This window comes from Nitrospinota bacterium (assembly GCA_009873635.1).
Taxonomy (GTDB): domain Bacteria; phylum Nitrospinota; class Nitrospinia; order Nitrospinales; family VA-1; genus LS-NOB.
Genome location: WAHY01000001.1, coordinates 64,439 through 81,888 on the forward strand (window position 1 = coordinate 64,439; position 17,450 = coordinate 81,888).

The following is a 17,450-nucleotide window of genomic DNA, read 5'->3' on the forward strand; positions in this document are numbered from 1 at the left end:
GCCCTTTGAACTCCTACCTGTTAACGCGTGTGACAAACCACTCTAATTTTTTCAGACTCTTAATATTCCTGTTATTGAGTTCGGGGTGCCAGCCTCGTGTTGAACCGGTTGCTCCTCATTTTTTAAAAGATACCATTTCCACCGGTTACATCTTAAAAGCGCAAATGGACCGGGCTGCAAAAATTAAGAACCTCAAATCTTTCACACGTACCAGCTTTCTAAGTCCCAGAGCGTCGCAAAGTTTTCGACAAACATTGCTAATCCATAATAACCGGTCAATTAGAGTGGATACCTACGGTTTGTTTAACCAGGCTTTAGGAGTCTTTATACACCATCAGGGCAAAACTGTTTTTTTGGATCCGGCAAAAGGAAAGTTGTTTTTCGGGGAAGAAGTAGAATCACTGATGGAAAAAATGCTGGGGACACATGTGGATTTTTATGAGCACCTTAGAATATTTGTTGGCCATATTCCAAGGCTGGAACTTCTTGAGGTTCTGGATTCGCGGCTCAACTCAGATAGAACAAGGTACATAATGCAATTGACCGATCTAGTGCGGGGAGGAAAAATTACGCTTCATTTTTCTGCCATGACTTTGCTTCCGCTTGAAATGAAGCGTGAATTGGGAGGGAGAACAATCTATAAAGTAGAATGGCAGGATTACGCCAAAGTTGGAAAGCATGATTTCCCCCTTCTTGTGACCTTATCATTCCCGGAAAAACAAGAAACCATTCGGGTGAAATATAAAAACCCGGAGATCAATCAAGGGTTGCCTGTAGATACGTTTCAACTTCCACTGCTTTCAAATTAAAGTTAATGACAGCATCAACATCTGCTATTTCTTTTAAGACCCCCGCAAAAGTCAATTTGGGGCTTCACATTCTTGGTAAGCGTGAGGATGGTTTTCATGATCTGGAAACCATTTTTCAAATGGTGAACTGGTGTGATGAAGTGAAAATTGAATGTCTTTCACGTGGTTTGGAATTGGTTTGTGACCTGCCGGATATTCCTAAAGATGAAGAAAACCTGGCTATAAAGGCCGCTCATATATTGCAGACTCATTATCCTGAACAATGCAAGGGCGCGCGGATCCATTTACAAAAGAATATTCCACATGGAGCGGGATTGGGTGGAGGGAGTGGCAATGCTGCCGGAGTGCTGTTGGGACTTAATTATTTATGGGGCCTGGAACTTAAGAGGGAAGAACTGATTTCAATGGCCTCCGAACTTGGATCCGATGTGCCGTTTTTCCTGCATTCTCCTTGTGCCATAGGAAGAGGTCGCGGGGAAATTCTTGAATCGGTTAAAACCAGCATTAAGTTTTATATTTTAATGGTTTATCCCGGTTTTTCCGTATCAACCGCATCGGTTTATGGAAATCTAAAATTGAAGTTGACAAAGAGGGAAAATAATATTAGCATTTTGAAAAATTTTCTTTTGCAGTCGGAGTTTGCCCAATTGGGGACAGCGTGGTCCAATGATTTGGAAACCGTTGTATTTCAAGAACATCCGGGCCTTTCTGAGTTAAAAAAGAAGATGCTTGCTTTGGGAGCAAAGGGGGCGCTTCTCTCAGGAAGCGGCTCTACTGTCTTTGGTATTTTCGACAATCCCGAAACAGCCAACAACGCATATGACCGTTTGGAGAGAGGAGACTTCAGGCTGTTTTTAGCTGATAGCGTTGTCAGTTTATCCGAATTATATCCTGAGGAAATGTTGATTTAGCGTTCACCTCTACCTTTAGTCTGAGGGTATTCGGTGATTATTTATTTGCCTTTGTGCCCCAGGGGGGATCAGTTTTAGAGGTTCTCATTTTCATGTTTGAAGTGGGAGAGTTGGAAAAACAGAGAGTCTCTGTTACGTAATTACGGATTGGGTTTTTTTACTTGGGGCGTCGTCAAGTGGCTAAGACACAGGATTTTGATTCCTGCATTCGGAGGTTCGAGTCCTCCCGCCCCAGCCAGATTTTTTTCGGGGATTTTTTAAAGAATGGATAACGGTAACGGGAAACTGCTTGTTTTTTCTGGCAGGGCTAATCCGTCTCTGGCGGAAGATATTTGCCAATATCTCAAAGTTGCTTTAGGCCAAACCGTGGTTCGGGATTTCTCCGATGAGGAGATTTATGTGCGGATCGAAGAAAATGTTCGTGGTGCGGATGTTTTTGTTGTTCAACCGACTTGTTATCCCGGCAATACCAATTTGATGGAATTGCTGATCATGATTGATGCCTTGCGTCGGTCATCAGCCAGAAGGATTACAGCTGTAATCCCCTATTATGGTTATGCGCGGCAGGATCGTAAATGCGAACCCAGAGTGCCGATTACATCCAAGCTTGTTGCTGATTTGTTAGAAACAGCAGGTACGGATCGGGTATTGACGGTTGATCTTCATGCAGGGCAGATACAAGGTTTTTTCAATATTCCTGTGGATCATCTGTTCGCAATGAACGTTCTGATTGAATACATTAAGACTCTTGAATTGCCGAATTTGATTGTTATTTCACCTGATGCGGGTGGTGTTGAGAGAGCCAGAGCCTATGCGAAAAGGTTGGATGCATCTCTGGCTATTATTGATAAGCGCAGAGATATACCGAACGAAGCCAAAGCCATGAACATCATTGGTGATGTTCGGGGCAAGGTGGCGTTTATTGTAGACGATATGATTGATACGGCAGGAACTCTTATGGAGGCAACGGATGCGTTGTTGGGCGCGGGCGCCAGTGAGGTTCATGCCTGTTGTTCCCATGCGGTTCTTTCAGGTCCTGCAGGAGGCAGGATCAGTAATTCACCGCTTAAGTCAGTGGTAACGACGAACAGCATTCCCTTGGGGAGCGAGTTGGAGAAAAACTCTAAAATAAAGGTGCTGTCGGTTGCCCCGTTACTGGGAGAAGCTATTTTAAGAATTCACGAGGAAACCTCGGTCAGTTCGTTATTCGATTCAACCCGAGAATAAAAAAATCAGGCTTGTGCGTTATACGTAACACGTGAACGCTTACAGCTTTCATTACATTGATTGGAGCACAGAATGTCAGTATTAGCGGGAAAACTAAGAAAAGAAACCGGTAAATCGGCAACACGGAAAATCAGAACTGATGAGTCCATGCCTGCGGTGATGTATGGGTTGAAAGATAATATCAGTATGGTTGTTAACCCTAAGGAATTGAAAAAGCTTATTGAGGCAAAAGGGCGCAACGTTTTGATCGAGCTTAAAATTGAAGGTGATTCCAACCGCAATGTTGTATTGAAAGAATTTCAATCTCACCCGTTACGGTCAGGATGGTTGCATGCGGACTTCCTTGAAGTGGATGTTAGTAAAAGAATCCGTGTCAAGGTTCCTGTTGTGCTGATAGGTAATTCTCCCGGTGAAAAACAAGGTGGGCTGGTCAACCACATCCTGCGTAACCTTGAGATAGATAGCCTTCCCACCAACATACCTGAAAAAATTGAGGTGCAAATGAACGAGGTTGAGCTCAATCAGGTTGTTCATGTATCTGATCTTAATATTGAGGAAGGTATAGAAATCATTAACGACCCCAAAGATGCAGTGGTTTCGGTTCAAGTTGAAAAGGTTAGAGAGGAGAAACCTGCAGAAGCTGAAGAAGGTGAAGCTGCTGAAGCTGCTGAACCAACAGAAGCTGATGCGAAGAAAGAAGATGGTTAAAAGTAAACGGTGTTCTTGATTTTAGGTCTGGGCAATCCCGGTCCGCGCTATGAGCTGACCAGGCATAACGCGGGTTTTTGGGTGGTGGATAATCTGGCCGATAAATATAAAATTCGGTTGGATCGCCATAAATATTTCTCTTGTTATGGAAAAGGGGAAATCGGCGGGCTGGAAGTTATTTTGGCAAAACCGATGACTTACATGAACGAAAGCGGAAAGGCGGCCAAGTCGTTGCTTTCCGCTTTTAACATTTTCCCAGACCACATGGTTGTGGTGCATGACGACATTGATCTCCCCCTTGGAAAGATCAAAAAAAAATTCAAGGGTGGGGATGGTGGACAGAGGGGAATCAGGTCAACGATTCAGTCCGTACGAACCGGAGATTTTGCGCGGGTTCGTGTGGGTATTGGCAGGCCGGAAGATAAGGACGACATTGTTGACTATGTGTTGTCCCCTTTTGATGAAGAAGATTCAGGCCTTGTCAATGAAATTATGGAAGAAGCGGTGCAAACGATAGAAGCGGCACTTCAGGAAATAAATAAACGAAGTAAATCAACGGAGGATTGATAAGAATGTTTACGGAACACAAAGGGGAAATGATCTTTATCGGATTTGCCATGGTCCTGTATCTGGTGATGGCCGCTTTTGATGCATCTCAGAAATTTGTTTATCTGGCAGTCTTGTTTGGTCTGTTCGGACTTGTCATTGCCTGGAAACTTTTTGAAAGTGTGGACGATGAGCCAGCAGGCGATGAAAAAATGACAGAAATTGCCGATGCCATCCATGAAGGAGCAATGGTTTTCCTTTCCAGGGAGTATAAGATACTGGGTTATTTTGTAGGGGGTGTTTTCCTACTGCTTTTGATTTTGATTTCTGTGCAAAGTGGATTTTGGATAGGGATCTGGACCGCAATATCTTATGCGGTAGGTGCCGCATGCTCAATGCTTGCAGGATATTTTGGCATGAACGCAGCAACTACCTCTGGAGTAAGGACTTCCCAGGCCGCCGTGGATGGTGGTCAACCTAAAGCTCTTAATATAGCCTTCAATGGCGGTGCTGTAATGGGCCTTTGTGTGGCCAGTCTGGGCTTGGTCGGGGTTGGTGGTTTATTCACCCTGTTCGGTCGCGGAGAGTCAATTGGAGTAATCAGTGGATTTGCCATGGGGGCCAGCTCCATTGCTTTGTTTGCCCGTGTTGGCGGTGGAATTTATACCAAAACCGCGGATGTCGGCTCTGACCTTGTGGGTAAGGTGGAAGCGGGAATCCCGGAAGACGACCCAAGAAACCCCGGTGTTATTGCTGATAACGTCGGAGACTGTGTGGGCGATACGGCAGGTTTGGGAGCGGATATTTTTGAATCCTATTGTGGTTCCATGATCGCTACCATTGCTATTGGTGCTGGAATGGCAACGATGCAATTTGAATACATGGCATTGCCGGTTCTGGTTGCCATGGTTGGTTTGGTGGCCTCTATTATTGGAATCCGGGCAATGAGTGCTTTGGGAAGCATGGACCCATCCGCCGCACTTCGAAATTGTACTTTCATCAGTGCCGGCGCAATGTTGTTTGCCACCTTTTTCCTGATTAAAGTGATGGGATTGCCATCAGGTGTTTTTGTTGCCTTGTTGTTCGGTTGTCTTGCAGGCATCGGTATTGGACTGATTACTGAATATTATACGGCGAGCAAACCGGTTGTACGCATTGCAGAATCGAGTAACACTGGTGTTGCTACAGTTATGATTACCGGCCTTGCGGTCGCGATGGAGAGTTGTGTTGTTCCCATCCTGATCATTGCTTTGGCAATTTTTGTCGGTGCGGAGTTTGCAGGACTTTATGGAGTGGCTCTCGCTGCAGTGGGTATGCTGGCTACGGTAGGTATCACCATGTCGGTGGATGCTTACGGACCGATTGCGGATAATGCAGGGGGAATCTCTGAAATGGCAGGACTGGGAGAAGATACCCGAAAAATTACAGACGGTCTGGACCAGGTGGGTAACACCACTGCGGCCATTGGTAAGGGTTTCGCGATTGGCTCTGCTGCTTTGACAGCATTGGCCCTGTTTGCGGCATTTACCCAGGCGGCTCATATTGATGCGATTGATATAACAAAAACCTCCGTTATCATCGGTGTATTCCTGGGCGGTGTGGTTCCTTTTTATGTAGCGGCTCTTACTATGACTTCTGTTGGAGACGCGGCCATGAAAATGGTTGAAGAAATCCGCCGACAGTTCCGGGAAATCCCGGGGTTGATGGAAGGCACTGGAAAACCCGATAGCGCCCGATGTATTGATATCAGTACCCAGGCTGCTTTGAAGGAAATGATTGCTCCGGGCGTGGTGGCTTTTCTCACGCCAATTATTGTTGGTTCTTTACTTGGAGCAGAAGCTTTGGGAGGAATGTTAATGGGAGCTACCTTGTCAGGTGTTCTACTGGCTTTGCTGATGTCTAACGGTGGTGGCGCCTGGGATAACGCAAAAAAATATGTAGAAGCGGGTAACCTGGGTGGAAAAGGTTCCGAGGCTCATCATGCTACAGTAGTTGGAGATACGGTTGGCGACCCGTTAAAAGATACTTCTGGTCCGGCCATGAACATCCTGATCAAATTGATGTCCATTGTCTCCCTCGTATTGGCGCCGTTCTTCATGTAAGAAATAAAGTTTAAAGTTAAAGGGATGGGGGAGGGTTTCCCCATCCCTTTTTTTTGTTGGAAGGAATATTTTTCGCATGCTTTTTGGAATCCATGACTTCATAAACTCACAGCCTATTTTAGAACCTTTGATAAAGCGGGCTGTAGGGTTTGAAATCCGTACGGATTCACCGGCTAGACTGGCCGATCAATTATCCAGCGGTGAGTTGGACGTGGCTATGATTCCTGCTATTGAATTCTTGAAGAATGCTGATCGCTACCGAATTTTGCCCAACATCTCAATATCATCCAGAAATAAAGTAGGAACCGTTTTGCTGGTCTCAAGGGTACCGCTTGATGAGATAGGTACTCTGGCACTGGATGAGCGTTCAAGAACCTCTGTAGCTCTACTTCAGGTGCTTTATTCAAAGATGCTCCCGGCAGGTGTTAAAACTGAAAGCCAGGAACCCGATCCTGAAAAAATGTTGAGTACTCATGATGCCGCATTGATCATTGGTGATCAGGCATTAGGGTTTTCAAAAGAAAATTTGACGGTCTATGACCTGAGTGAGGAATGGTTTAACAGCACCGGAAAGACATTTGTCCATGCGGTGATTGCGGTTCGTGAAAACATAAATGTTGAACTTGCCAGGGCTTTAATGGATGCCATGCAGGAAGGGATACAAAACATTGAAGGTATTGCCAGGACCCAGGCCAGAAAAACTGGATATCCTGTGACTTTGTTGCAGGATTATCTCATGAACAAGATCCGATACGATTTTGGTGATGAAGAGATGGAAGGTCTCGTTCATTTCCAGTCCCTTTGCCATGATAATAACCTGATTCCAAAGATATACCCCTTAAAACTCGTTTAACAACCGACGCTCTCGTTGGTTTCTGCAGAACACATGGTTTGCCTTTCCGTGTTACAATTTGCCGAGTATTTTTTTGTAGATTAATTTCTAACTCTCACCCGAAATGCGATTCTGCTTCACTACTGATAAGAAAACCCAAATAGTTGACCGCAAGCGGTTATCGGCTTATGGAATGTTTTCTTGTGGGTTATTCCTCTTTATATTTATTGCAATGGGTTCCCAAACTGAAAAAGAACCTGTTTCAAAAGGTCAAGCAACTCTCCATAAGGTTCGCAGCGCCACGCTAAGGGCGAAAATGCGTTCTTTAAAGATGTTGTTGTTCGATAACATTTATGATGAGTTGCAGTTCGATGAGGAACGGGCCAGGCAGGTAGGGAACATAGCTGAGATCGCAAATTCCATAGCTGTCACTTCGATGGATGTTTCATCCATTTCACAGAACCTTAATCTGGATGCCAATAGCGCAAAACCTTAAAAACCAGGCCATTGCTTTGAGAGAAGCCACCCGCCAGGAAAAAAGCGATGTGTATCCGTCGATGATCAAATCTATCATTAAGACATGCAATCGTTGTCATAGTAAATTTCGTTAGGCCTGCTCAACGGTAGTTTGAATTATATGAGTCGAATTTTTAACCCAAGACCCGGGATATTTCAGTCAATGCCACTCCTGATGGCTGTTCTGTTTTTTGCGCTTATACCCTTTCCTTGTTCTGGAGCAGAATTGTCAGCAGGTGAAGAGGCTAGACAGATGAGAGAGCTGGTATATCAGTTAAAGCACCGTATCGAAGTTCTGGAAAGGCAGCAGACAAATCAAAAAAATGTGGATACGGATCCAGATTCCAATAAAAAGGATGAAGGCCTGAAACTAAAAGAAAGTGTTCCGAAGAGTCGTGAAACAACGCTTAAACCAGATAAGGTTCTTCTGGTGCCTGAAAAAGATGATGTCGAGTTTTCTTTTGGAGGGCAAATTCTTATAGAAGCAGTTAGTAATTGGCCGGGCAATCCGGCGGTATCGGAGTTTGACCTGTCTACTGCTGGTGTGCCCACAGGTTCAGGGGGGAAACGGGCAGTTCTTATTCAGTGCAAGGGAAACACGCTTATGATTTAAAACCTCCGGGATGACAGAACTGGGCTTTTTAAAGACTCTGATTGAAATAGATTTTAAGGGAAGCGCCGGAAACGAGAGGGTCAATAACTCCCATAACCCACGTATGCGTCATGGCTATGCGCAACTTGGAAATTTTACAATTGGTCAAACGGAATCTACTTTCGCGAATTTACTGGCATGGCCCGATACGATTCCCGATGCGATTGCATATGTTTCCAATCGTCAGGCGCAGGTTCGTTGGACCCACAAGCTGGATAAAGATACCAGTTTACTTTTATCTTTGGAAAACCCTGAAACCACATTGACCAATTCATCAGGCACAAGGGTTACTCCTGCTGATGACAGGGTTCCGGATCTTGTGGTCAAGACATTATGGTACAGTGATCGCGGTTCTCTTGCCCTTTCAGGTTTGTTACGCGAAATTCGAAGTGATGGGGCTGTAGCAGGTGGAGTTGAAGATAGTGAGATGGGTGGCGGTCTTTACTTTTCTGGGCGTTTGAAGACAGAAGGAGGCAACATGGTGCGATTTGGATTGGCCGGAGGTAATGCTATTGGGCGTTACGCCAGCAACAATTCTTTTAACGATGGAAGCATTGATGCGAACGGCAATATCAAATTGCACATGATGTATCTGGGTTATCTTTCTTACCAGCACTGGCTCAATGATCAATGGCGGCTCGCCGCAACCGCCACACATATTCAGTCAGATAACGACCTGGACCGTGTGCCGGACAGTATCGTTGAGCATGCCCAGTCTTTTCACCTGCGCCTGTCATGGTTGCCACTGTTACGCACAAACTTCAGCGTGGAGTATGCGCATGTACGCAGCGAACTGGAAAACGGCCTTGATGGTGAACAAAACCGGCTTCATTTCAGTGTCTTGTACAGATTCTAAAAAATAGGAAGGTGGGTTTATTTGCTGACAAAATCCCATGCAAGGCGAAAAGCTTCTTTGATCAACTCACCTAACTTTTGCACAGAAGATTCGATAAAATCCAGGTAATTCTGGGCGGCTTTACTGCGTTTGGGTTCATTGGGTTCCGGAAGTTCTTGAACCTGGGAGACTTCCTCTTTCAATGAAGGCTCAGGGATAATAGTTTCTACTGTTGTCACGGGCTCCTCTGGCTCTTGATCCTCATTTTCTTCTATAGTTGGCGGAGATGGCTCGACAGGTTCTGATGCTTGATTCATCGCTGGTTCCCCGGTCACTTTTTCCGCTTCAATGACTTCTTGTTCGGCAACTGCATGATCAGTTTCCTCCGGGGTGTTTATTTCCTGGGGCTCGTTCTCTATGGGTTCATCAACTACTGTTTGATCTAATTCGTTCCCTGAAATCGATGCCTTAACCCCTGTGGTATCGCCACTGATATGGGTTTCCTCTGCATCTACAGGTGTTTGTGGCGTTGCAGCAGGCTCTGAAACTTTGTTGTCTAAGACGGGCTCGGTTGTTTCAGCAACCTCTGGTTCCTTTTCTAAAGGTAAGGGCGTTTGGGTTATCAATGCAGGGGGTTTGGATGGCGCAGATTTTGGGAAAACGAGGTTTAAAATTTCTGGGGGAATGAGTTTATTGTAATACAAATAACCCCCTGAACCTGCAAGGACTAAAATGAGGAGTAAGAATAATTTTCCCGCACCAGACTTTTTTTTCTCCTCTGGAGGAAGAACTTCTCCTTCCTGATCTTCAAATTCGGATTCGGACTCAGGTGTATCAGAGTTTTCCGGTGGAGTTGGTTGATCCTCGTGGTGTTCTTCGTTGTCTGAAAAATCTTCTGGTTTTTCCGATTCTGTATTATCTTGCATATAAAATCCGGCAGTTTTATGAATCCATACTATCTGCCACCGGCAGCAGGCCGGTTAGTGGATGATCTTGTTTAAGGGGTATTCTACGATATCTTCTGCGCCGGCTTTTTTAAGATCCGGAACGATATCTCGCACAAGCTTTTCTTCCAGAATTACATTCACGTCTACCCAACCCTTGTCACTGAGTTCGGAAATGGTGGGCTTTTTCCCGGGAGGAAAAGTTTTCATAATTGCGTCAAGGCTGCTTTTTGGAGCATTCAGCATCAATCCCACTCGTCCATTTGCGGCCATGGCTCCCTGCAACATCATGACAAGGCGATCCACTTTATTTTTTTTCCACTTGTCCTGAGCAGATTGCTTGTTCATGATAAATCGGGTTGTTGATTCCATAAGGGTATCTACAATCCGCAAGTTGTTAGCTTTAAGAGATGATCCGGTTTCTGTAACCTCTACAATCGCGTCTACCAGTTTAGGAGCTTTAACCTCTGTAGCCCCCCAGGAAAACTCGACATTCGCTGTTACGCCTTTATCTTTCAACCAATCGGTAGTCAGGTTCACCACTTCGGTGGCAATGCGTTTGCCTTGCAGGTCCTTGACGGATTGAACAGAGGAATCATTTGGAACACAAAGCACCCAGCGAACCGGCCTGGCAGAAACTTTTGAATAAACCAGAGGAGCGATTTCTTCAACATCGGCGCGATTTTCCAGAATCCAGTCTTTGCCAGTCAGGCCTGCATCCAGCACCCCATCTGTCACATAACGGGCAATTTCCTGGGCCCGAATCAACATGCATTCGATTTCATCATCATCAATGCTGGGAAAATAGGACCTGCTCTTGATAGTGATGTTGTAACCGGCTCTTGCGAAAAGTTTTACAGTTGCTTCTTCCAAGCTTCCTTTTGGAATTCCTAGTTTTAATACGTTACCACTCATTGATTGGCTTCTTTCTGAAAAATTATTTTAGAGGTAAATTATTTTTTATATACTTTATCTGGATCGAAAACTTTCTCTTCAATGATTTTTACGTCACCATTGACTTTCCTGAAAAAACAACTGGTATATCCTTTATGGCAGGCGGCTTTACCTACCTGCTCAACTTTCAGGAGAACCGTGTCGTCATCGCAATCGACAAATACTTCCTTAACGATTTGCACGTTCCCACTTTCCTCGCCTTTCATCCATTGTTTATCACGTGATCGGCTATAAAACCAGGCTTTGCCCGTTTCCAGAGTTTTTTCCCAGGCAATGGTGTTCATATAAGCAAGCATCAGGACTTTTCCGGTTTCTGCGTCCTGAATAATGGCTGGAACAAGACCGCCCATTTTGTCAAAATCCAATTTCATGAAAACTTCTCCAATATGTTAAGCGGATAATCTCCGCAGACCAGCATAACGCTAAAACAATAAGTAAATTATTTAGCCTTGAAGCATTGTGTTTCAAAGGTCAGATTCCCGCACTTCAAGGACCAAGGGTTAATTTCAACCACCTGAGTTGGTTTATATAGGCGAAGAATAAGGGCTCATTATCAAGGCCTCCCAAACCAGATATAAGTATCCACAGGCAAATTGTAATGTTTTTTTGCTGGCAAGCGTTTAAGTGGCTCCACAGGCCATAGCTAAATTTGACTAGTGGGTGAAACTGGAAAATTTAAATTATAATTGATTTTATGTCAACCTTATAATAGCCTGTTTGAAATCGAATTAGTTGATTTTTTTAATTGTTTTGTGGCATTTCACCATTAATTTTTTGGGATTTGCACGATTAATTCTTATTTAAAGAGATCTTATGCCTTCTATCACTCATTTTGAAATTTATAAACCTGCAGAACCATGTAGTTACACGGGCGAAAAACTCCGGGAAGTTATGGAAAAAATAATCTCAGAAACGCTTTCGCCAGACGGTAAAGACTTGAGCTTGAAGGGTTATTGCGTTGGCCAAAATGGAATGACGGTAATTTGCCGGGATGAACGTGTGGCAAAAGTGCGAAGGTTGAATCTGGGGGGTAACCGAATTGGCAATGCGGGAGCCAAGTTATTGGCTGAAGCTGAGTTATTTTCAAAAGTCAACTGGTTGGAACTTGGTGGAAACGATATAGGGCCCGAGGGAATACGTTCCCTGATTAATTCAAGTGTGTTGAAAAAAGTCAAATCTCTTAATCTTTACAGAAATTACCTCAAAGATGAGGGGGCTATTATTTTTGCCAATGAGAACCAGTTGGAAAAAATTGAAGACCTGGATCTGGCTCAGAACGAAATAGGGGATGAAGGCATTCTGGCCCTTTCTCAGTCGAAAAAATTCCCTGAGTTGGTCAGTATCGCATTGGATAATAATTTTTCTTCTACTGAGGGAAAAGAAGAAGCGAAGATCGGTCCTAATTTTAAAAAACTCCAGTCCCTCAACCTGTAATTGCTGGCTGTGCAGCTAGCGAGCATTAGTGAACATGAAATTTTATTTTTACCAGACCAATTCTATTCATTTTTGGATATGAATCACTATGTCAGAAGCCAATAAAGAATATGGCAAGGGCCATTTCCTGATTGCCAATCCTGTTTTGCCGGATCCTAATTTTTCCCGGACGGTGGTATTGCTGTGCAATCATGATGATCAGGGTTCTTTTGGTTTGGTGATTAACCGGGCAGCTCCTGTAAATGCGAACGAAATTTTTGCGGAGATGGGAGTTCCAGATTCCCCTTCAGGTAAAATATACATTGGCGGTCCTGTATCTCCCTCTCAAGTATTTTATCTGTGCCACTCAAAAACTCCTTTGCCGGAGTTAGATGTTATTTGTGATGATGTCTACCTGGGGATGAGTTGGGAACTTCTCGATAATTTAATGACACGCCTGGAAGAGCCGGAAAAAAACATCAGGTTTTATTTGGGCTATTCGGGTTGGGGGGCCGGTCAGCTTGCAGGAGAGATGACTCGGCTAAGCTGGTTGACTTGTGAAGCCCAAAGCGAATATATTTTTCAGGAAAATGAAGATGAAATCTGGGCAAGTGCCGTAAAGTCCATGGGCAAAGATTATGAATACCTGATCAAAGCTCCTGTTAACCCTCAATGGAACTAACCACTCGCCGTGGGGGCAATGAGCAATGACTTTTTTTTGCGAGCGGGGTATGTATGCGGCTTAAGAAGTTTTTGCCAATTTCTTCCGGGCGTGGCCCGGTGGAAATGCTTTATCAACCTCCTGCATCTCAACAAATTTATAAATCCACCATTCCACCTCGATACCACGGTGTTGCCGTGGAAGAATATTTTTCATCACGCTTTCCTTATCAAACACGGGAAGCCTGGATTGAGCAGATCTTGAACGGTGATATCCTGTTAAATGGTGAAATAGCTTTGCCGGGAAATGTTCTCAGTGAGGGAGACCGCATCATCACTAATGCGGGTGTTCGTCAGGAACCTCCGGCAGACCGCAGGCTGAAGGTTGTTTATGAAGACAGGCATATCCGTGTGTTCAATAAGCCGGCACCCATTCCGGTTCATCCGAGTGGAAGATATTTTCAAAACAGCATGACCGAAGTCCTGCGGAAAATGTATCCTGAAGAGATCCCGCGTCCTGTGCAGAGGTTGGACGCAACGACCACAGGATTGATTGTGTTTGCCCGTTCTAAGCAGGCAGCGGGTTTTATAATGAAAGAATTCAAGAAGCAACGGATAAAAAAAGAATACCTTGCTCTGGTAAAAGGAAAACCCGAACAGAAAAGGTTCACTTTAAATGAGCCGATAGGGGTGCGTGCCGGGGCCAAACGGGGCGTGGGTGAGGGCATCTTAAAGCCACAATCTGCAATCACACAAGTGGAATGGTTAGCCTCTAACGATACTCATTCAATTTTGAAAGTGATTCCCTTGTCTGGCAGAACCAATCAGATTCGTGTGCATTTATCCAATTATGGTCTGCCAATTTTAAATGACGAGATCTATGGTGAAGGAGAAAGTGAAACTTATGAGTATGGGCTCCACGCCTGGACGTTGAGTTTTCAATGTTTCGACCGTTATTTTGAGTTTAAGGCACCCCCTCCTCCTCATTTTCATTCTTATTGTTCAGGGTTGGAAAACTTATGAACTTAATGCCGTCGCCTTTTCTTTCTGACGCTCCATTGGGGCAACAATCATTGATAACACGCGCCCGAAGTTCGTATTGGCTGGCACCGATGGCGGGAATCACCGATGTTTGTTTTCGCCAGTTGATGGATGAAATGCAAGCCGGTGTCTTGATTTCAGAACTGGTGTCGGCAAAAGGACTCTTTTTCAATTCTCAAAAGACCCGGAAAATGATGCGCATCCATAAAAACCCCGGGACCATTGTGGGAATACAGCTTTTCGGCGAGTCGGCAGAAGACATTGTCAAGGCGGTGAGTGCTGTTGAAGAAACCGGTGCCGATTTTGTCGACATCAATATGGGTTGCCCGGTAAAAAAAGTGATTAAAAAAGGATGCGGGGCGGCGTTGATGCGTGATCCGGTTCATCTGGAATCTTTCCTGACAACGATTAAAAAAGGCATCCGTCTGCCTCTCACCGTAAAGATGAGAACAGGGTGGAATGAAAACGAGCTGACCATTCACGAATGTGTCGAGGCCGCTTATCAGTCTGGCTGCGAATGGGTGGCCATTCATGGTCGCACTCGAGCTCAGGGTTATGAAGGTAAAGCGGATTGGGATCTCATTGCGGAAGTCAAGCAAAGGGCTAAACTGCCAATCATTGGCAATGGCGACATCCGCAGTGCGGATCAGGCAAAACAAAGGTTGCGGGAATCAGGAGTGGACGCCGTGATGATCGGTCGTGGTGCATTAAGAAATCCATGGATTTTTAAGGAATGCGCCGGTGTTTCAGTTGAGCGTGCCAACTTTGAACTTCTCAAACGCTACTTGACCGGATTGCAGGAAAACTACGATATACGATCCACCCTCATTTTTTTGCGCAAGTTTGCGTCCTGGCTGGTGTTTGGTTATCCCGGTGCGGCTAAGTTTCGAAAAAAAATGTTCGAATGCCAAACTGCTTCAGAAGTCATGCATCAGGCAGAAGAATTTTTCAGCCAGGTTCAACACCTTCCCCCTCCTCGATTCGAAGATAATGAGGCGTTCATGATGGGTGGACACGGCTAACCACTCGCCGTGGGGGCAATGTGCAATGACTCTGGTTGGCGAGCAAAACAAGCTGGCCGCTCAATCAGCTATTTCCTGTGGCCTCCCCTGCAAAGGGGGCACTCGCCGTGGGGCCCCGGTCAGCGGCGGGTGGCGAATAGAACCCTCTGGGGTTGGCTTGTCATGCTGAGTTTGTCGAATGAAACGAACCCTTTTTCAGAGAACTATCATTGAATCAGAAAAAAACTACTTTCAAGAAAACGCGTCCAGATAGTGTGCGCAAGAAGTATAAGAAGCAGGAAGAGTATACCCTCTACGGATGGAATTCCTGCATGAGCGCGTTCAAGGCAAGACCGGAAAGTCTCTTGCGTGTATTTTTCAGCCGTGCACGATCCTCTGAATTGAAAGAGGTCAAAGCTTATTGTGGAAAAAATAAACTTCCCTACCGCGTGTTGGATCAGGAGTCTCTCAATAAAGTAGCGTCAGGGGTTCACCATGAAGGTGTGGTCATGGTCGTCAAACCGATCTTGCCTGAATCGGTTCATCGTTTGATCAGAGGCAAAATGTCTGAACAGGGGCTTGTCGTTGCGTTAGACAATATTGATAACCCACATAATCAGGGAGCGATTTTGCGGACCTGCGCCTATTTTGGTGTGGAGGGCTTAATCGTTCCCGGAGATAAAAAGGCGATCCCATCTTCTGCCGCGCGAATGGCGGAAGGCGGACTCGAAGAGGTCCCGGTATTCAGCTGCACAGACCTGCCATCCGCCTTGAGAGACTGCAGGGAACAGGGATGGTTTGTAGTAGGGGCTGACACGGACGCAAAAGAAACTCTCTTCGATGTAAAGATAAAATTTCCCGCTGTAGTGGTGATGGGTAATGAGCAGGAGGGGCTTTCAAACCGGGTCAAACAAAAATGTGACAAGGTGGTTCAGATTCCGGGAAAGGGAGCCTTGCAATCCCTCAACGTATCCGTAGCGGCGGGAATTATTCTTGCCGAAATCGACCGGCTTCGATCAAATAAAAGTTAGCGGATTCTTTATTTTTCTAAACATTACTTCATGACATTCTTCGCCAAACTCCACCCCATGATCGTTCACTTCCCAGTAGGGTTATTGGCAAGTGGAGTGGCTTTTGAAATTTATGGATCCCTGCGCAACGATGAGGTGGCAAAAACCGCGGGCCGGTTTAACACCCGCTTTGGGTTCTGGTGCCTGTTCCCCGTTTTGCTGGTCGGCTTTCTTGGCATGCTCAGCCTGGAAAATACCGAAAAGTTCCGTGACTTTTTATCCCGTCATTTGTTGTTCGCCTTCACCACTACAGGTGTCTACATTACAGCCATTATTGTTGCCAGATATTTTCATCAAACCTGGGGCAGGGTTTTATATTTATTGATCATTGCCGTTGGGGGGGCTTGTGTTCTCGGCACGGGCTACTTTGGAGGTGAGCTGGTTCACCGTTTCGGGGTTTCCACACATTAAGCTAGAAGACCAGGCTGTAACCGGAAAACAGGCAGGTGCCCATTGCCAGGAGTCCGGCTGAGTAAAAGCCGATAGCGGTTCTCGAAAAGGTATTGGTGTAGGCGTAGCCCGTGGAGAATCCATATAAAATGGTAAACAAAAACGAATAGCCCTGATGCCCTTCAACATCTACAACCGCGAGAAGGTTGATATCCACGGAGACCATTCCCGAAAAATCGGCAACAACCGAAGCGAACAGACCCAGGCTCAGGTTGAACGCACCCGCGGCTTTTAGTTTGTCATCATTTTTTTTGCGGGCTAAAAAAAGCAGGGCCAACCCTGCAACGAATAAGGCAGGGGGAAAATGAGAAATAAAAGGGTGAAACGATACAGAACTGATCATTGGAGTTCTTGATTTGGCTGATAGCGGGGAAGACTCTCCAAGCAGAGCCAAAAGGATTTGTTTGTGCTATCGTTCGTTGGCTCGACGCCTAGGTTTCTTTTTTTCTCAGGTCGCCTGCGATATCGAGGTCGGCTTCTGTCAGGTTGACATCCACATCAACTTTTGTAGCGGCACTGATATCCTGTTCCAAAGAATCCATGTTGACGGTTTGCTTGAGACCTTCCGCCTCATCCATGACCTCTTGTTTCAGGCCGCTGAATGTCCTCTGAAACTCACCCCAGCCTTTACCAATGGCTTTTGCGAGTTTGGGAAGATTTTGCGGACCAATCACCACAACGGCGATGCCCAATATTATCATCAGTTCAAAAAATCCGATATCAAACATTCTTGTGCTCCCTAATCTTGTCCTGAGAAAAACCATTCTAACAGATTACAG

At 45.3% G+C, this 17,450-nt stretch carries 21 protein-coding genes and 1 tRNA gene; 17 read left to right on the plus strand and 5 right to left on the minus strand.

Annotated features, from left to right (window positions below; translation table 11 throughout):
* Positions 1-5 precede the first annotated feature (5 nt).
* From F3741_00355 to F3741_00405, 11 genes are all read left to right on the plus strand, one after another.
* The gene (locus F3741_00355; GenBank protein MZG29255.1) at positions 6-809 is read left to right on the plus strand and encodes a DUF4292 domain-containing protein; all 804 of its coding nucleotides are present in this window, start codon (positions 6-8) and stop codon (positions 807-809) included.
* 5 nt (positions 810-814) lie between these two features.
* On the plus strand, positions 815-1,720 hold the full coding sequence (ispE, locus tag F3741_00360) for a 4-(cytidine 5'-diphospho)-2-C-methyl-D-erythritol kinase (protein ID MZG29256.1): 906 nt from the start codon (positions 815-817) through the stop codon (positions 1,718-1,720).
* 162 nt (positions 1,721-1,882) lie between these two features.
* Positions 1,883-1,958, plus strand: a tRNA-Gln gene (locus F3741_00365).
* Positions 1,959-1,984: 26 nt separating this feature from the next.
* The gene (locus F3741_00370) at positions 1,985-2,947 is read left to right on the plus strand and encodes a ribose-phosphate pyrophosphokinase (protein MZG29257.1); all 963 of its coding nucleotides are present in this window, start codon (positions 1,985-1,987) and stop codon (positions 2,945-2,947) included.
* 72 nt (positions 2,948-3,019) lie between these two features.
* Positions 3,020-3,655: a 50S ribosomal protein L25 gene (locus F3741_00375; protein ID MZG29258.1), complete on the plus strand. Its 636-nt coding sequence runs from the start codon at positions 3,020-3,022 to the stop codon at positions 3,653-3,655.
* Positions 3,656-3,664: 9 nt separating this feature from the next.
* Positions 3,665-4,222: an aminoacyl-tRNA hydrolase gene (locus tag F3741_00380; protein ID MZG29259.1), complete on the plus strand. Its 558-nt coding sequence runs from the start codon at positions 3,665-3,667 to the stop codon at positions 4,220-4,222.
* A gap of 5 nt (positions 4,223-4,227) precedes the next feature.
* Positions 4,228-6,303 (plus strand): sodium-translocating pyrophosphatase, encoded by a 2,076-nt coding sequence (locus F3741_00385; protein ID MZG29260.1) that lies wholly within the window; start codon positions 4,228-4,230, stop codon positions 6,301-6,303.
* A 76-nt stretch (positions 6,304-6,379) separates the two neighbouring features.
* A complete protein-coding gene (locus F3741_00390; GenBank protein ID MZG29261.1) occupies positions 6,380-7,156 on the plus strand; it encodes a menaquinone biosynthesis protein in 777 nt (258 codons plus the stop codon).
* 419 nt (positions 7,157-7,575) lie between these two features.
* Positions 7,576-7,746, plus strand: a complete 171-nt coding sequence (locus F3741_00395) for a hypothetical protein (protein ID MZG29262.1) — start codon at positions 7,576-7,578, stop codon at positions 7,744-7,746.
* 26 nt (positions 7,747-7,772) lie between these two features.
* Positions 7,773-8,264, plus strand: coding sequence for a hypothetical protein (locus F3741_00400; protein ID MZG29263.1), 492 nt, complete (start codon positions 7,773-7,775; stop codon positions 8,262-8,264).
* Positions 8,265-8,274: 10 nt separating this feature from the next.
* Positions 8,275-9,159, plus strand: a complete 885-nt coding sequence (locus F3741_00405) for a hypothetical protein (GenBank protein MZG29264.1) — start codon at positions 8,275-8,277, stop codon at positions 9,157-9,159.
* A gap of 17 nt (positions 9,160-9,176) precedes the next feature.
* Here the strand turns inward: F3741_00405 and F3741_00410 are convergent, their stop codons facing one another.
* From F3741_00410 to hisI, 3 genes are read right to left on the minus strand one after another with little or no spacing between them, the layout of a single operon-like run.
* Positions 9,177-10,064: a hypothetical protein gene (locus F3741_00410; protein ID MZG29265.1), complete on the minus strand. Its 888-nt coding sequence runs from the start codon at positions 10,062-10,064 to the stop codon at positions 9,177-9,179.
* A 54-nt stretch (positions 10,065-10,118) separates the two neighbouring features.
* Positions 10,119-10,997 (minus strand): ATP phosphoribosyltransferase, encoded by an 879-nt coding sequence (locus tag F3741_00415; protein ID MZG29266.1) that lies wholly within the window; start codon positions 10,995-10,997, stop codon positions 10,119-10,121.
* A gap of 38 nt (positions 10,998-11,035) precedes the next feature.
* Complete coding sequence (gene hisI / locus F3741_00420; protein MZG29267.1) at positions 11,036-11,407, minus strand: phosphoribosyl-AMP cyclohydrolase; 372 nt, start codon at positions 11,405-11,407, stop codon at positions 11,036-11,038.
* Positions 11,408-11,849: 442 nt separating this feature from the next.
* Here hisI and F3741_00425 point away from each other — a divergent pair, with 442 nt between their 5' ends.
* The 6 genes from F3741_00425 to F3741_00450 all read left to right on the plus strand — a co-directional run bounded on the left by F3741_00425 (position 11,850) and on the right by F3741_00450 (position 16,632).
* Positions 11,850-12,470: a hypothetical protein gene (locus F3741_00425; protein MZG29268.1), complete on the plus strand. Its 621-nt coding sequence runs from the start codon at positions 11,850-11,852 to the stop codon at positions 12,468-12,470.
* A gap of 88 nt (positions 12,471-12,558) precedes the next feature.
* Positions 12,559-13,131 carry a YqgE/AlgH family protein gene (locus F3741_00430; protein ID MZG29269.1) on the plus strand — a complete coding sequence of 191 codons (573 nt, stop codon included), beginning with the start codon at positions 12,559-12,561 and terminating at the stop codon, positions 13,129-13,131.
* Positions 13,132-13,229: 98 nt separating this feature from the next.
* A complete protein-coding gene (locus tag F3741_00435) occupies positions 13,230-14,132 on the plus strand; it encodes an RluA family pseudouridine synthase (protein MZG29270.1) in 903 nt (300 codons plus the stop codon).
* Positions 14,129-15,172, plus strand: coding sequence for a tRNA dihydrouridine synthase DusB (gene dusB / locus F3741_00440; GenBank protein ID MZG29271.1), 1,044 nt, complete (start codon positions 14,129-14,131; stop codon positions 15,170-15,172). Before F3741_00435 ends, dusB begins: the two co-directional genes overlap by 4 nt.
* Before the next feature lie 311 nt (positions 15,173-15,483).
* A complete protein-coding gene (gene rlmB, locus F3741_00445) occupies positions 15,484-16,182 on the plus strand; it encodes a 23S rRNA (guanosine(2251)-2'-O)-methyltransferase RlmB (protein ID MZG29272.1) in 699 nt (232 codons plus the stop codon).
* Positions 16,183-16,212: 30 nt separating this feature from the next.
* Positions 16,213-16,632, plus strand: coding sequence for a DUF2231 domain-containing protein (locus F3741_00450; GenBank protein MZG29273.1), 420 nt, complete (start codon positions 16,213-16,215; stop codon positions 16,630-16,632).
* A gap of 1 nt (position 16,633) precedes the next feature.
* Here F3741_00450 and F3741_00455 read toward each other — a convergent pair whose 3' ends face one another.
* A complete protein-coding gene (locus F3741_00455; protein MZG29274.1) occupies positions 16,634-17,014 on the minus strand; it encodes a hypothetical protein in 381 nt (126 codons plus the stop codon).
* Positions 17,015-17,102: 88 nt separating this feature from the next.
* Entirely contained in the window at positions 17,103-17,399 is a 297-nt protein-coding gene (locus tag F3741_00460) for a hypothetical protein (protein MZG29275.1), read from the minus strand.
* Between the last annotated feature and the right edge of the window lie 51 nt (positions 17,400-17,450).

Excerpts from the sequence above, each read along its gene's own strand:
- ispE (MZG29256.1), top strand. The coding sequence starts at position 815 with ATGACAGCATCAACATCTGCTATTTCTTTTAAGACCCCCGCAAAAGTC.
- F3741_00370 (MZG29257.1), top strand. The coding sequence starts at position 1,985 with ATGGATAACGGTAACGGGAAACTGCTTGTTTTTTCTGGCAGGGCTAAT.
- F3741_00375 (MZG29258.1), top strand. The coding sequence starts at position 3,020 with ATGTCAGTATTAGCGGGAAAACTAAGAAAAGAAACCGGTAAATCGGCA.
- F3741_00385 (MZG29260.1), top strand. The coding sequence starts at position 4,228 with ATGTTTACGGAACACAAAGGGGAAATGATCTTTATCGGATTTGCCATG.
- F3741_00390 (MZG29261.1), top strand. The coding sequence starts at position 6,380 with ATGCTTTTTGGAATCCATGACTTCATAAACTCACAGCCTATTTTAGAA.
- F3741_00395 (MZG29262.1), top strand. The coding sequence starts at position 7,576 with ATGTTTCATCCATTTCACAGAACCTTAATCTGGATGCCAATAGCGCAA.
- F3741_00400 (MZG29263.1), top strand. The coding sequence starts at position 7,773 with ATGAGTCGAATTTTTAACCCAAGACCCGGGATATTTCAGTCAATGCCA.
- F3741_00405 (MZG29264.1), top strand. The coding sequence starts at position 8,275 with ATGACAGAACTGGGCTTTTTAAAGACTCTGATTGAAATAGATTTTAAG.
- F3741_00410 (MZG29265.1), bottom strand. The coding sequence starts at position 10,064 with ATGCAAGATAATACAGAATCGGAAAAACCAGAAGATTTTTCAGACAAC.
- F3741_00415 (MZG29266.1), bottom strand. The coding sequence starts at position 10,997 with ATGAGTGGTAACGTATTAAAACTAGGAATTCCAAAAGGAAGCTTGGAA.
- hisI (MZG29267.1), bottom strand. The coding sequence starts at position 11,407 with ATGAAATTGGATTTTGACAAAATGGGCGGTCTTGTTCCAGCCATTATT.
- F3741_00425 (MZG29268.1), top strand. The coding sequence starts at position 11,850 with ATGCCTTCTATCACTCATTTTGAAATTTATAAACCTGCAGAACCATGT.
- F3741_00430 (MZG29269.1), top strand. The coding sequence starts at position 12,559 with ATGTCAGAAGCCAATAAAGAATATGGCAAGGGCCATTTCCTGATTGCC.
- dusB (MZG29271.1), top strand. The coding sequence starts at position 14,129 with ATGAACTTAATGCCGTCGCCTTTTCTTTCTGACGCTCCATTGGGGCAA.
- rlmB (MZG29272.1), top strand. The coding sequence starts at position 15,484 with ATGAGCGCGTTCAAGGCAAGACCGGAAAGTCTCTTGCGTGTATTTTTC.
- F3741_00450 (MZG29273.1), top strand. The coding sequence starts at position 16,213 with ATGACATTCTTCGCCAAACTCCACCCCATGATCGTTCACTTCCCAGTA.
- F3741_00455 (MZG29274.1), bottom strand. The coding sequence starts at position 17,014 with ATGATCAGTTCTGTATCGTTTCACCCTTTTATTTCTCATTTTCCCCCT.
- F3741_00460 (MZG29275.1), bottom strand. The coding sequence starts at position 17,399 with ATGTTTGATATCGGATTTTTTGAACTGATGATAATATTGGGCATCGCC.